This window comes from Pseudomonas coleopterorum, from assembly GCF_900105555.1.
Taxonomy (GTDB): Bacteria; Pseudomonadota; Gammaproteobacteria; order Pseudomonadales; family Pseudomonadaceae; genus Aquipseudomonas; species Aquipseudomonas coleopterorum.
The window spans coordinates 1-14,113 of the sequence record NZ_FNTZ01000001.1; the positions used below are offsets into that span (position 1 = coordinate 1).

Sequence of the window (14,113 nt, forward strand, 5' to 3'; positions counted from 1 at the left end):
AACTGCCGTGGTCGGCGCTGACCAAGGATATCGAAGAGCCTGCCGTGTGGGTGGTCGGGGAAGGCGACAAGGTCAGTCTGCGCAAGGTCGAGGTGGGCCGTTACCTGACTGCCAAGGTGGTGATCGCCAATGGCTTGAACAATGGCGACCGTGTGGTGGTGGCCGGGGGCCAGTTGTTGCATCCCGACATGCAGGTGGAAATTGCCCAGGAGCGTCAGCCATGAAAGCGGTGATCGCGTTGTCTGCGGCCGTGCTGTTGCTGGCAGGCTGTTCGAAGGAAGAGCCGGCCCCCGAGCCCATCCGTCCGGTGTTGTCGGTGGAGGTCGAGGGCCTGGACCAGCAAAGCCTGGGTCGCTTCGCCGGTAATATCCAGGCGCGCTATGAAAGCACCTTGGGTTTCCGCGTGTCCGGACGCATTGCCCGCCGGGCGGTGGATGTCGGCAGCCAGGTGGAGAAAAACCAGTTGCTGGCCACCCTCGACCCCACCGACCAGCAGAACCAGTTGCGCGCCAATCAGGGCGATCTGGCCCGCGTCCAGGCGCAGTTCATCAACGCCCAGGCCAACGCGCGACGTCAGCAGGAACTGTTCGACCGTGGCGTCGGTGCGCAGGCCGGGCTGGACATCGCCCAGACCGACCTGAAAACCACCCAGTCTTCGCTCGATCAGGCCAAGGCCGCCGTCAGCCAGGCCAAGGACCAGTTGAGCTACAGCGAACTGCGTGCCGACCATGCCGCGGTGGTCAACCAGTGGAAGGTGGAAGTCGGGCAGGTGGTCAGCGCCGGTGAAGAAGTGGTGGTCCTCGCCCGTCCCGACGTCAAGGAGGCGGTCATCGACCTGCCCGCCGGGCTCGCCGAGACCCTGCCTGCCGGCGTGGAATTCCACGTGCAGTCCCAGCTTGACCCCAGCGTTGCGACCACGGGCACCTTGCGCGAGCTGGAACCACGCCCCGACAGCTCCACGCGTACCCGTCGCGCACGCCTGACCCTGCGTGAGAGCCCTGCGGGCCTGCGCCTGGGTACGGCGATCAGCGTCACCTTGAGTTCAAGCATCGCGCAGCGCCTGGAGCTGCCGGAAACCGCCGTGCAGGAGATCGACGGCAAGACCCAGGTGTGGCGGGTGGACGTCCAGAACAAGACCGTGAACCCGCAACCGGTCACCGTGCTCAGCCGCGACCGTGGCATCGTGGTGGTGGGCAGCGGTGTGCAGGCGGGCGAGCGCGTGGTCAGCGCTGGCGTCAATAGCCTGAAACCTGGGCAGAAAATCAAACTGGACGAGGCGAGCCGGCAATGAAGGGAAGTTTCAACCTGTCCGACTGGGCGCTCAAGCACCAGTCCTTCGTCTGGTACCTGATGTTCGTCGGCCTGCTGATGGGCGTGTTTTCCTATTTCAACCTGGGCCGTGAAGAAGACCCGGCGTTCGCCATCAAGACCATGGTCATCCAGAGCCGCTGGCCCGGGGCGACTCAGGAAGAGACGCTCAAGCAGGTCACCGACCGCATCGAGAAGAAGCTCGAAGAGCTGGACTCGCTGGACTACGTGAAGAGCTACACCCGCCCCGGCGAGTCCACGGTGTTCGTGTACCTGCGCGATACCACCAGTGCCAAGGCGATCCCGCAGATCTGGTACCAGGTGCGCAAGAAGGTCGACGACATTCGCGCGACCTTTCCCCAAGGCTTGCAGGGACCGTCGTTCAACGATGAGTTCGGTGACGTGTTCGGCTCCATCTATGCCTTCACCGCCGACGGCCTGAGCATGCGGCAGCTGCGCGACTACGTGGAACAGGTGCGCGCCGAGATTCGCCAGGTCGACAACCTGGGCAAGGTCCAGCTGGTAGGTCAGCAGGACGAAGTCATCTACCTGAATTTCTCCACGCGTAAACTCGCAGCGCTGGGCCTGGATCAGCAACAGGTGGTGGGTGCGCTTCAGGCGCAGAACGCAGTGACGCCGGCGGGTGTGATCGAGGCGGGACCAGAGCGCATTTCGGTGCGAACCTCGGGGCAGTTCAAGTCCGAGAAGGACCTGGAAACGGTCAACCTCAGGCTCAACGACCGTTTCTATCGGCTGACCGACATCGCCGACATCGAACGTGGCTACAAGGACCCGGCCGCGCCGATGTTCCGCTACAACGGCCAGCCTGCCATCGGCCTGGCCATCGCCATGAAGGACGGCGGCAACATTCAGGAATTCGGTACCGCGCTGCACAAGCGCATGGACGAGTTGACCGCGCAACTGCCCGTGGGCGTGGGTGTGCACAAGGTGTCGGACCAGGCCGAGGTGGTCGAGAAGGCGGTCGGTGGGTTCACCAGCGCGTTGTTCGAGGCCGTGGTGATCGTGCTGATCGTCAGCTTCGTCAGCCTCGGCGTGCGCGCCGGTCTGGTCGTGGCCTGCTCGATTCCGTTGGTGCTGGCCATGGTCTTCGTGTTCATGGAGTACAGCGGCATCACCATGCAGCGTATTTCCCTGGGGGCGTTGATCATCGCCCTGGGCCTGCTGGTCGACGATGCGATGATCACCGTGGAGATGATGGTCACCCGCCTGGAGGCAGGTGACAGCAAGGAGGAAGCGGCTACCTTCGCCTACACCTCCACCGCATTCCCGATGCTCACCGGCACGCTGGTCACCGTGGCGGGCTTCGTGCCGATCGGTTTGAACGCCAGCTCGGCAGGTGAGTACACCTTCACCCTGTTTGCCGTGATTGCGGTGGCCATGCTGGTGTCGTGGGTGGTGGCGGTGCTGTTCGCGCCGGTCATCGGCGTGCATATCCTGAGCAAGAACGTCAAACCCAAGCCGGAGCAGCCCGGGCGCGTCGCGCGCTGGTTCCACAGTGGGCTGCTGGGCTGCATGCGCCACCGTTGGCTGACGATCATCGGCACGTTGCTGCTGTTCGCCGTCGCACTGTTCTGCATGCGCTTCGTGCAGAACCAGTTCTTTCCCTCGTCCGACCGGCCGGAAATTCTGGTGGACCTGAATCTGCCGCAGAACGCCTCGATCAACGAGACGCGCCAGGCGGTCGATCGCCTGGAAGCGACGCTCAAGGATGATCCGGACATCGTTCGCTGGAGCACCTACATCGGTCAGGGCGCGATTCGTTTCTACCTGCCTTTGGACCAGCAACTGGAGAACCCTTACTACGCCCAGTTGGTGATCGTCAGCAAGGGTCTGGAAGAGCGCGGGGCCTTGACCGAGCGTCTGAAAAAGCGTCTGCGTGACGACTTCGTGGGCATCGGCACCTATGTTCAGGCGCTGGAAATGGGTCCACCCGTGGGGCGGCCGATCCAGTACCGGGTCAGCGGCAAGGACATCGATCAGGTGCGCAAGCACGCCATCGAACTGGCCACCTTGCTGGACCACAACGCGCACATCGGCGAAATGATCTACGACTGGAACGAGCCGGGCAAAGTGCTGCGCATCGACATCGCCCAGGACAAGGCCCGGCAGTTGGGGTTGTCGTCCGAGGACGTGGCGAAGCTGATGAACACCATCGTCAGCGGTTCGGCGGTGACCCAGGTCAACGACGATATCTACCTGGTCAACGTGGTGGGCCGGGCCAACGATGCCGAGCGTGGCTCGCCGGAAACCCTGCAGAACCTGCAGATCGTCACGCCCAGCGGGACGTCGATTCCGCTCTTGGCGTTCGCCACCGTGCGCTACGAGCTGGAGCAGCCGCTGGTGTGGCGGCGTGATCGCCTGCCGACCATCACCTTGAAGGCGGCGGTCAGCGACGATATCCAGCCGACCGACCTGGTGGCCCAGCTCAAGCCCGAGATCGAGAAATTCGCCGCAGACCTGCCGGTGGGCTACAAGGTGGCCACCGGCGGTACGGTCGAGGAAAGCGGCAAGGCGCAGGGCCCGATCGCCAAGGTGGTGCCGTTGATGCTGTTCCTGATGGCGACCTTCCTGATGATTCAGCTGCACAGTGTGCAGAAGATGTTCCTGGTGGCCAGCGTGGCGCCGCTGGGCATCATCGGGGTGGTGTTGGCGTTGGTGCCGACCGGGACGCCCATGGGCTTCGTGGCGATCCTGGGGATATTGGCCCTGATCGGTATCATCATCCGCAACTCGGTGATTCTGGTGACCCAGATCGATGCCTACGAGCGTGATGGCTACAAGCCCTGGGACGCGGTGCTGGAGGCGACCGAGCATCGTCGTCGGCCGATCCTGCTCACCGCAGCGGCGGCCAGTTTGGGCATGATCCCGATCGCTCGTGAGGTGTTCTGGGGGCCGATGGCCTACGCGATGATCGGCGGGATCGTGGTGGCGACCTTGCTGACCCTGTTGTTCCTACCGGCGCTGTATGTGGCCTGGTACCGGATCAAGGAAGGTGAGGGCGAGGGGAAGGAGGCCTGATGATTTGAGGTGTCTGGCAGGGCCTCTTCGCGGGTAGAGGGCTCGGCCGCCCGCCCCGCTCCCACAAGGAACGCGTAACCCTGTGGGAGCGGGCTCTGCCCGCGAAGGGGGCGCTGCGGTATGGGAACTAGCGCTTGTTGAGCACCCGCGCCAGCCGGTCGCCGCTGAACTGGATCAAGGTCACCAGGGCCACCAGCAGGACGATCACCGTGAGCATGATCTGACTGTCGAAACGCTGGTAGCCATAGCGGTAGGCGATGTCGCCCAGCCCACCGGCACCGATGGCGCCTGCCATGGCCGATGAGTTGATCATGGTCACCACGGTGATGGTGAAACCGGCGACGATGCCGGGCCGCGCCTCGGGCAGCAGCACGTGCCAGATGATGTGCCAGCGTCGGCAGCCCATGGCCTGCGCGGCCTCGATCAGGCCATGGTCGACCTCACGCAGGCTGACCTCGGCGATGCGCGCAAAGAACGGCGTCGCAGCGATGGTCAACGGCACCACCGCCGCCCACACCCCATAGGTGGTACCCACGATCAACCGAGTGAACGGTATCAGCGCCACCATCAGGATCAGGAACGGCACCGACCTGAACAGATTGACGAACGCGCCCAGCACGCGGTTCAGCGCCGGCGCCTGGTAAATGCCGCCTCGGTCGCTGGTGACCAGCACCACCGCCATCACGACTCCCACCGGCAACGCGATCAACGACGAAACGCCCACCATCAACAAGGTGTCGAGGGCGCCCTGCAGCAGACGGTCAAACCACATAGCCCAGCTCCTCTACCTGTTGTGCCCATTGCCGGGCGCGCTGCAGCAGATGCTCACGGTCATGGGGCGAATTGCTCACCGCCACGACCAGGCTGCCCAGCGCCCGCCCTTGAATGCGTTCGATCCCGCCCTGCAGCAGGCTGACCTGCCCGCCCAGCAGGTTGAACAGCGAGGATAGATCCGCTTCACCCGTCTGTGCCCCGGTTACGCCCAAGCGCAACACCAGCGCGGCCTCGGGTGTCGGCGCCGTACTGCGCAGACGTGCTCGCAGCTCATCGGACAGGCCGTGTTGCAACGGTGCCAGCAGAGTGCGGCTGACCTCATGCCGAGGGTCGCCGAAGACCTGCCACACTGGCCCCTGCTCGACCACCTGGCCGCCCTCGAGCACCACCACGCGGTCGCAGATGGCACGGATCACGGCCATTTCGTGGGTGATCAAAATGATCGTCAGCCCCAGGCGCCAATTGATGTCGCGCAACAGCGCCAGGATCGATTCGGTGGTCTCCGGATCCAGCGCCGAAGTGGCTTCGTCGCACAGCAGGATCTGCGGGTCGTGGACCAGCGCGCGGGCGATGCCGACGCGCTGCTTCTGCCCGCCGGACAGCTGCGCCGGGTACGCGTCGCGCTTGCCCTGCAGGCCGACCAGTTCGAGCAGTTCACCGACCTTGCGCCAGCGCTCGGCCTGGGGCACGCCGGCGACCTTGAGCGGCAGCTCGACGTTCTGCCACACGGTTTTCGCCGACATCAGGTTGAAGTGCTGGAAGATCATGCCGATGCGTCGCCGCAGCGCCACCAGGCGATCCTCGTCGAAATCACCGATGTCCACCTGATCGATCAGCACGCGCCCACTGCTGGGCTGTTCCAGCCGGTTGATGGTGCGGATCAGCGACGACTTGCCGGCGCCGCTGCGGCCGATGATGCCGAACACTTCACCCCGCTCGATGGTCAGGTCGATACCTTGCAAGGCCTGCACCGGACCCTGCGCGCCCTCATAGGTCTTGCCGACGCCGATGAAGCGCACCAGGCTGTTGGCCAGTTGCGGGTGCAGCTCCAGGGGTTCGGCAGGCTGCCGGGCAAGGCCGGCGGTATCGGCCAGACGGCGTTGGACATTGGTGGTGGGCATACTCACTCCTTCCAGCCGACTTGGTAGAGCTTGCCGTTGATCTTGTCGAGCGAAGCGCGCACGACGGGCGAGTGTTGGTAGATATCCACGAACTTGGCCAGGCGCGGATCATCCTTGCGCTCGGGCTTGATCACGAACTGGATCACGTACTCGGGATGGTCGAGGCCGTCGAACAGCAAGGCCGAGCCGGCATCGAAGGTCTTGGCCAGGCGGATGTAGGCCGGGTAGCCCTGCACCAGATCGGCGTCGTCGTAGGCGCGCACCAGTTGCACGGCTTCGACCTGAAGAATCTTGATGCCCTTGGGGTTGGTGAGGATGTCGTCTTCGGTGGCCTTGTAGCCAACCCCCGGCTTGAGGGTGATCAAGCCGGCCTTGGCCAGCAGTTGCAGGCCGCGACCGCTGTTGATCGGGTCGTTGGCGATGGCCACGCTGGCGCCCTTGGGCAGCTCGTCAAAGCTTTTGTAGCGTTTGGAATACAGCCCGACGTTGTTGATGATGCCCGGTGCATAGGGCACCAGGTCGGTACCGGCCTGGGTATTGGCGTTTTCCAGAAAGGGGATGTGCTGGAAGTAGTTCACGTCGATGTCGCCGGCGGCCAGGCTGACGTTGGGCGCGATCCAGTCGGTGAACTCCACCAGCTTGACGGTCAGACCTTGTTTCTTGGCTTCCTCCACGGCGGTTTCCAGGGGAATGGCGAAGGCGGCGGTGGTGCCGACGATCAGGGGCTTGTCATCGGCGGCGTGGGCCAGGCCGGTGAGGAGGGTGAGGGCGAGTAGCAGGGTGGGTTTGAGCATGGTGTTGGTCCATTGGTTTTTGTGGGGTTGGGAGGGCCTCTGCCGCGAAGAGGCCCGGTCAAGCACCGCGCTTGCAACTGAAACCGGCATGCCCCTCGGGCAACCCCGGGCCTTGGCCGAAGACCTTTTCGCGCAACGTGCCCTGGGCATAGGCGGTCTTGTACGAACCGCGCGCCTGAAGCACCGGAATCACCAGATCGATGAAGTCGACGTAGCTTTCCGGCGTGACCGTGCGGGTCAGGTTGAACCCGTCCAGGCCGGTCTCGGCGATCCAGGCTTCGAGTTCGTCGGCAACCTGTTCCGGGTCGCCGACCAAGGTGATGTAGCGTCCGCCCAGAGCGTGCTGGTCGAGCAGTTTGCGGCGGGTCCAGTCGTTGTTCTGCAGGGTCTTGGTGGCCGATTCGATGGCGTTGCCCTTCACGTACTGAATGGGCTCGTCGAGTTCGTAGCGGGCAAAGTCGATCGCGGTGGAGGCGGCGAAGTGGGCGACGCCGGCCTCGGCGCTGGCGTAGCTCAGGTATTCGTCATGCTTGGCCCAGGCCTGGGCCTGGGTGGCAGCGACGATGACCGTGATGCCCATAAAGACCTTCACGGCCTGGGGATCGCGGCCGGCTGCGCGGGCTGCGTCGCGCACCTTGTCCACCTGGGCGCGGGTGGCCTGCTTGTTCTGTCCGCTGATGAACACGCATTCGGCATGCTGACCGGCGAACTGCAGGCCCCGTGACGAGCTGCCGGCCTGGAACAGCAGCGGTGTGCGCTGTGGCGAGGGTTCACAGAGGTGGTAACCCTGGACCCGGTAGAACTCGCCTTCATGCTGCACCTTGTGGACCTTTTCCGGCTGGGCGTAGATGCGCCGCTCGCGGTCTTCGACGACAGCGTCGTCTTCCCAGCTGCCTTCCCAGAGCTTGTAGAGCACCTCCAGGTATTCGTCGGCCTGATCGTAACGGCGGTCGTGCTCCACCTGCTGGGTCAGGCCCATGGCCTTGGCCGCACTGTCCAGGTAGCCGGTGACGATGTTCCAGCCGACCCGACCGCGGGTCAGGTGATCGAGCGTGGACAGGCGTCGGGCGAACAGATAGGGCGCTTCGTAGGTGAGGTTGGCGGTCAGGCCGAAACCCAAGTGGCGGGTGACCGCGGCCATGGCCGATACCAGCAGCAACGGGTCGTTGACCGGCAGCTGGATCGACTCCTTCAAGGTCACATCGACCGAATCCTGATAGATGTCGTAGACCCCGACGATGTCGGCGATGAACAGCCCATCGAACAGACCGCGCTCCAGCAATTGGGCCAGCTCGGTCCAGTATTCCAAGGTCTTGTACTGGCTCGACGTGTCGCGCGGATGGGTCCACAGGCCGTGGTTGATGTGGCCCACGCAGTTCATGTTGAAGGCGTTGAGGAGGATCTGCTTCTTGCTCATCAGATCGTCCCCCGGCGGGGTGGCAGCTGGTCGTTGAGGTAGTAGTTGCCGATCGCGTGGTACTTCCAGCGCACCGGGTCGTGCAGGGTGTGCACGCGGGCGTTGCGCCAGTGCCGGTCCAGGCCATGCTCGGCCAGGGTGGCCTGGCTGCCCGCCAGTTCGAACAGGGTGCTACCGGCGGTCAGGGAAATTTCGGTGCTGAGGGCGCGGGCTTCGGCCACGGCGATCGAGGCGGCGCCAACGTGTTCGGCGGTGGGCTCGACCTGGGCTTTGTCGAGGATTTCGCCGGCACGCTCCAGCAGCGCTTCGGCGGCGTGCAGGCGGATGGCCAGATGGCCGAAGCTCTTGAGCGACAGCGGATCTTCCACTGCCTTGTCGCTGGTCGCGTCGATCCACGGCCGGGTACGGGTGCGGACGAATTGCAATGCGTCCTCGAATGCCCCGCGCGCGATGCCGGTGTCGATCGCGGCGTGAAGAATCTGCGCGAACGGGCCGACCGTAGTGGGCCGTTCGAACGCGCTTTGAAACGGTACGATGGCGTCGGCGCTGACCCAGACGTTGTCGAACACCACCGAGCCGCTGCCCGTGGTGCGCTGGCCGAAGCCGCTCCAGTCGTCGATGACCTGGACTCCGGCACTGTCGGCGGGCACGAAGGCCAGTTGCTGTACGCCCTGTTCATCGATCACCGAAGTGGGAATGCATTGGGCATACAGCGCGCCGGTGGCGTAGAACTTGCGGCCATTGATGCGGAAACCGTCGCCGTCGCGGGTCAGGCGCGTAGTGCGGTCGTGGGCGGTGCGGGTGCCGAGTTCGGCCAGGGCGTTGCCCAGCCGCTGGCCTGCCAGCACATCGGCGTACAGGCGCTGCTGCTGCGCCGGGCTGCCGTTGATGCGCAGCACTTCCAGGGCATAGAAGTGATTCTGCGGGATCTGTCCCAGCGAGCCGTCGGCAGCCGCCAGCAGAGCGATGACCTGGGCCAGGGTCACGTTGGACACACCGGCTCCGCCGAACGCCCTGGGCACACTGATGCCACCCAGGCCGGAGCGGGAGAACAGCGTCAGTTCGGTGTGGGGCAACTGCCGCTCGCGGTCGCGCAGGGCGCTGTCGTGCTGCAACTGGGGGGCCAGCTGCCGGGCAACCTCCAGCGCCTGCTGATCGTTGGCGATGCGTGCGACGCCGTCGAGGGGGTGGGGCAATGAGCTCATGCTGATCTCCAGCGGTCTGGTCAAATCCAGGAATGGCGTGCAGGCAGGCTGCCGTTCAGGTGATAGGCGCCGACGGCGTGATATTTCCAGCGCACGGGATCGTGCAGGGTGTGCACGCGGGCGTTGCGCCAGTGACGGTCGAGGTTGAACTCGGCGAGGGTGGCGCGGCTGCCGGCCAGCTCGAAAAGCTTTTCACTGGCCTGCAGGGCGACTTCGGTGGTGATCACCTTGGCCTCGGCCACGGCGATCGAGGCCTGGCCGGCGAGGGCGGCGTCCACCGGCCCCTGGCCAATCTGGTCGAGCGCGCGGGCGGCCTTGCGCAGCAGTGCCTGCGCGGCGTGCAGTTCCAGCTTCAAGCGACCGATGTCGGCGATCACGAACGGATCATCGCTGGCACGCTCGACCCCGGCATCGATCCACGGGCGCGATTTTTCCCGGACGAAGGCGATGGTGTCGTCGATCGCCGCTTCGGCAATCCCGGCGTCGATGGCGGCCTGCATCAGTTGCGACACGGCGCCCTGAATGTTCGGTTGCTGTGCCTGGCGCCAGATCTGCACCACATGGGCGTCGGGTACGTGCGCATTTTCGAGCACGACAGTGCCGCTGGCGGTGGTGCGCTGGCCGAAGCCGGACCAGTCGTCGACGATGCGCAGGCCAGGTGTGCCGCGGCGTACGAACGCCATAACCAGACGCTGTTCATCGTCCACGGCCTTGACTGCTACCCAGTGGGCGAACAGCGCGCCGGTGGAGTAGAACTTTTGCCCGCTGATTCGCCCGCCGTCATCGTCGCGGACGATGCGGGTGTTGATTTCCAACGTGTTGCGGGCGCCGCGTTCAGGGCCGCCGTTGCCGATGCGCGCGCCTCCGAGCACGGCAGTGAATAGCGCGTGCTGCTGCGCTTCGGTAGCGGTGCCGCGCAGCATCTGCAAGATGCCGAAATGGTTCTGTGGGATCTGCCCCAGAGCTGGATCGGCGGCGCTGATGACGCGGAAGACCTCGGCCAGGGTCACGAAACTGACGTCGGGGCCACCGAAGGCGCGTGGCACGGTGATGCTGCCCAGGCCGCTGGCGGTGAACTGCTCGATCAGTGGCCAGGGCAGTTCACGTTGCTGGTCTCGCCTGGCAGCGTGGGTGCGGGCACTGGCGGCAAGCGCCTGCGCGGCTTCGAGTGCGTCGGCGTCGTTGCGCAGGATCTGCGCAGGCAAGAGTGCCGGGCCGTTGTCGGTTGTTGTCTGTGGTTGGGGGTGTTCGAGGGAAATCGAGTGGTTGACCATACCGTCCTCACGTCATGCAGGGCGTATGTCGCCTTGCTTGGATGTACGCAGGTCCGGTGGTCCGGTTCATATACCCTAATCGTTTGTTAAATTTAAATGAACTAACGATTGGGAATATGGATAGATGTGTTTTTTTATGGCTGTACAGTGACCCTTGTGGGAGCGGGGCGGAGCCCCGCTCCCACATCTGGGGTGTGTCAGAGACGCCGCGGCGCGCCCTTCGCGGGCAGAGCCCGCTCCCACAAGCTGCGGTGTGTCAGGTACAGCGCAGCGTGTTCTTCGCGGGCAGAGCCCGCTCCCACAAGCTGCGGTGTATCAGGTACAGCGCAGTGTGTCCTTCGCGGGCAGAGCCCGCTCCCACAAGCTGCGGTGTGTCAGGTACAGCGCAGCGTGTTCTTCGCGGGCAGAGCCCGCTCCCACAAGCTGCGGTGTATCAGGTACAGCGCAGCGTGTTCTTCGCGGGCAGAGCCCGCTCCCACAAGCTGCGGTGTATCAGGTACAGCGCAGTGTGTCCTTCGCGGGCAGAGCCCGCTCCCACAAGCTGCGGTGTGTCAGGTACAGCGCAGTGTGTCCTTCGCGGGCAAGACCCGCTCCCACAATCGAGGGTCAGGTGGGGCGGGTGAGGGTCTTGACGCCTTCGCTGGCGCCCAGCAGCAGCACATCGGCCGGGCGGGCGGCGAACAGGCCATTGGTGACCACGCCGACGATGGCGTTGATCTGTGTTTCCAACGCCACCGGGTCGGTGATCTGCATGTTGTACACGTCGATGATGATGTTGCCGTTGTCGGTCACCACACCCTCGCGGTAGACCGGGTCGCCGCCCAGTTTCACCAGCTGGCGCGCGACATGGCTGCGGGCCATCGGGATGACTTCCACCGGCAGCGGAAACTCGCCCAGCACCGGCACCAGCTTGCTGCCGTCGGCGATACAGATGAACGTGGTGGCCACGGCCGCGACGATCTTCTCGCGGGTCAACGCAGCGCCGCCGCCCTTGATCAGGTTCAGGTGCTCGTCGCTTTCATCTGCGCCGTCGACGTAGAACTCCAGGTCGCCCACACTGTTGAGTTCGTACACCGGAATGCCATGGCCCTTGAGCCTGGCCGCGGTCGCTTCGGAGCTGGCCACGGCGCCGTCGAAGGCGCTTTTGTGCTGCGCCAGCGCGTCGATGAAGCAGTTGGCGGTGGACCCGGTGCCCACGCCGACGACGCTCTTTTCGCCCAGCTTGGGCAGAATGAAATCCACGGCAGCCTGGGCGACGGCCTGTTTGAGTTGGTCCTGGGTCATGCAAGCTCCGCAGCGGCAGTTGGGGCTCTAGTGGTTGTGGCCCCGAAGGCGCGCATTATAAGGGCAAAACCTTGGTTTTGCCGTGGTCGTTGGCTTAGACTCGTCGGCCCTGCCCGTTATCGTCAGTGATGTCCGCCATGCTCGAACAGTACGTAAAGATGATCCTCACCTCGCGCGTCTACGACGTTGCGGTGGAAACCCCTTTGCAGCCCGCCGGGCAGCTGTCCGAGCGCCTGAACAACAAGATTCTGCTCAAGCGCGAAGACTTGCAGCCGGTGTTCTCGTTCAAGATTCGCGGCGCCTACAACAAGCTGGCGCAGCTCAGCGCAGAGGAACTGGCCCGTGGCGTCGTCACCGCCTCGGCCGGCAACCATGCCCAGGGCCTGGCGCTGGCGGCGCGCGAGCTGGGGATCAAGGCCACCATCGTGATGCCCAACACCACCCCCGAGATCAAGATCGAAGGCGTGCGTTCGCGCGGCGGCATCGTGGTGCTGCACGGCGACTCGTTTCCCGAGGCCCTGGCTCATTCGCTCAAGCTGGTGGACGAGCAGGGCATGGTCTACATCCATCCCTACGACGACCCGTACACCATCGCCGGCCAGGGCACGGTGGCGATGGAGATTCTGCGTCAGCATCCGGGCGATCTCGACGCGATCTTCGTGCCGGTGGGCGGCGGCGGTCTGATCGCGGGCATCGCCGCGTACGTCAAGTACCTGCGGCCGGGCATCAAGGTCATCGGCGTCGAGCCGGACGATTCCAACTGCCTGCAGCAAGCCATGCGTGCCGGTGAGCGCGTGGTGCTGCCGCAGGTCGGGTTGTTCGCCGACGGTGTGGCGGTGGCGCAGATCGGCCAGTACACCTTCGAGATCTGCAAGGATCACGTGGACGAAGTGATCACCGTCAGCACCGACGAGATCTGTGCGGCGATCAAGGACATCTACGACGATACCCGCTCGATCACCGAACCTGCCGGCGCGCTCGGGGTGGCGGGGATCAAGAAGTACGTCGAGGCACGAGGTGTGTCGGGGCAGACCCTGGTAGCGATCGATTCGGGTGCCAACGTCAACTTCGACCGGCTGCGCCACGTGGCCGAGCGGGCCGAGCTGGGCGAGGGGCGCGAAGCCATTATCGCGGTGACCATTCCCGAGCGTCCGGGCAGCTTCAAGGCCTTCTGCGAAGCCATCGGCAAACGGCAGATCACCGAGTTCAACTACCGCTACCACACCGGTCACGAGGCACACATTTTCGTCGGCGTGCAGACCCACCCCGAGCGGGATCCGCGGGCGGTGCTGGTGCAGACGCTGCAATCCCATGGCTTCCCGGTGCTGGACCTGACCGACAACGAGCTGGCCAAGCTGCACATTCGTCATATGGTCGGTGGCCATGCGGTCCGGGTCAGCGACGAGATGGTCCTGCGCTTCGAGTTCCCGGAGCGTCCGGGTGCGCTGTTCAACTTCCTCGACAAGCTGGGCGGGCGCTGGAACATCTCGATGTTCCACTACCGCAACCACGGCGCCGCCGATGGGCGTGTGGTGGCTGGGCTACAGGTGCCTGAAGAGGAGCGCCATCTGGTGGCCGGCGCGCTGGCCGAAATCGGCTACCCGTTCTGGGACGAGACGGACAACCCGGCTTATCAGTTGTTTCTGGGGTAGTGATGCGGTGCCTGGATTGAGTCCGTAGTGTGCCATTCGCGGGCAGAGGGCTCGCCGCCCGCCCCGCTCCCACAAGAGCGACCCCGGCTTATCAGTTGTTTCTGGGTAGTGATGCAGGGCCTGGCTTGAGTCCGTGGTGGGTCATTCGCGGGCAGAGCCCACTCCCACAAGAGCGACCCCGGCTTATCGGTTGTTTCTGGGTAGTGATGCGGTGCCTGGCGTGGTGGGCCATTCGCGGGCAGAGG

11 protein-coding genes are annotated in these 14,113 nt (G+C 64.6%); 4 read left to right on the top strand and 7 right to left on the bottom strand.

The window, feature by feature from the left end; translation table 11 throughout:
- The 3 genes from BLV18_RS00005 to BLV18_RS00015 all read left to right on the top strand — a co-directional run.
- Positions 1-224, top strand: a 224-nt coding sequence (locus BLV18_RS00005; protein WP_482822331.1) for a permuted SH3 domain-containing protein, incomplete at its 5' end; no start/stop codon positions are given.
- On the top strand, positions 221-1,291 hold the full coding sequence (locus BLV18_RS00010) for an efflux RND transporter periplasmic adaptor subunit (RefSeq protein WP_090355143.1): 1,071 nt from the start codon (positions 221-223) through the stop codon (positions 1,289-1,291). The genes BLV18_RS00005 and BLV18_RS00010, both read left to right, overlap by 4 nt.
- Positions 1,288-4,347: an efflux RND transporter permease subunit gene (locus BLV18_RS00015; protein ID WP_090355146.1), complete on the top strand. Its 3,060-nt coding sequence runs from the start codon at positions 1,288-1,290 to the stop codon at positions 4,345-4,347. Before BLV18_RS00010 ends, BLV18_RS00015 begins: the two co-directional genes overlap by 4 nt.
- A 127-nt stretch (positions 4,348-4,474) precedes the next feature.
- On the opposite strand, the gene BLV18_RS00020 is transcribed toward BLV18_RS00015, so the two are convergent.
- The 7 genes from BLV18_RS00020 to rpiA form a co-directional block, all read right to left on the bottom strand.
- Entirely contained in the window at positions 4,475-5,119 is a 645-nt protein-coding gene (locus BLV18_RS00020) for a methionine ABC transporter permease (protein WP_043191791.1), read from the bottom strand.
- Positions 5,109-6,242, bottom strand: a complete 1,134-nt coding sequence (locus BLV18_RS00025; protein ID WP_090355149.1) for a methionine ABC transporter ATP-binding protein — start codon at positions 6,240-6,242, stop codon at positions 5,109-5,111. Before BLV18_RS00025 ends, BLV18_RS00020 begins: the two co-directional genes overlap by 11 nt.
- Before the next feature lie 2 nt (positions 6,243-6,244).
- Complete coding sequence (locus BLV18_RS00030) at positions 6,245-7,036, bottom strand: MetQ/NlpA family ABC transporter substrate-binding protein (protein ID WP_056844562.1); 792 nt, start codon at positions 7,034-7,036, stop codon at positions 6,245-6,247.
- Positions 7,037-7,094: 58 nt separating this feature from the next.
- Complete coding sequence (locus BLV18_RS00035) at positions 7,095-8,453, bottom strand: LLM class flavin-dependent oxidoreductase (RefSeq protein WP_090355152.1); 1,359 nt, start codon at positions 8,451-8,453, stop codon at positions 7,095-7,097.
- On the bottom strand, positions 8,453-9,658 hold the full coding sequence (locus tag BLV18_RS00040) for an SfnB family sulfur acquisition oxidoreductase (RefSeq protein ID WP_090355156.1): 1,206 nt from the start codon (positions 9,656-9,658) through the stop codon (positions 8,453-8,455). Before BLV18_RS00040 ends, BLV18_RS00035 begins: the two co-directional genes overlap by 1 nt.
- Positions 9,659-9,678: 20 nt before the next feature.
- Positions 9,679-10,932 (bottom strand): SfnB family sulfur acquisition oxidoreductase, encoded by a 1,254-nt coding sequence (locus BLV18_RS00045; RefSeq protein WP_090355160.1) that lies wholly within the window; start codon positions 10,930-10,932, stop codon positions 9,679-9,681.
- A 606-nt stretch (positions 10,933-11,538) separates the two neighbouring features.
- A complete protein-coding gene (gene rpiA, locus BLV18_RS00050) occupies positions 11,539-12,216 on the bottom strand; it encodes a ribose-5-phosphate isomerase RpiA (RefSeq protein ID WP_090355164.1) in 678 nt (225 codons plus the stop codon).
- A gap of 137 nt (positions 12,217-12,353) precedes the next feature.
- Here rpiA and ilvA point away from each other — a divergent pair, with 137 nt between their 5' ends.
- A complete protein-coding gene (gene ilvA, locus BLV18_RS00055) occupies positions 12,354-13,868 on the top strand; it encodes a threonine ammonia-lyase, biosynthetic (RefSeq protein ID WP_049861576.1) in 1,515 nt (504 codons plus the stop codon).
- The last annotated feature ends 245 nt before the right edge of the window (positions 13,869-14,113 follow it).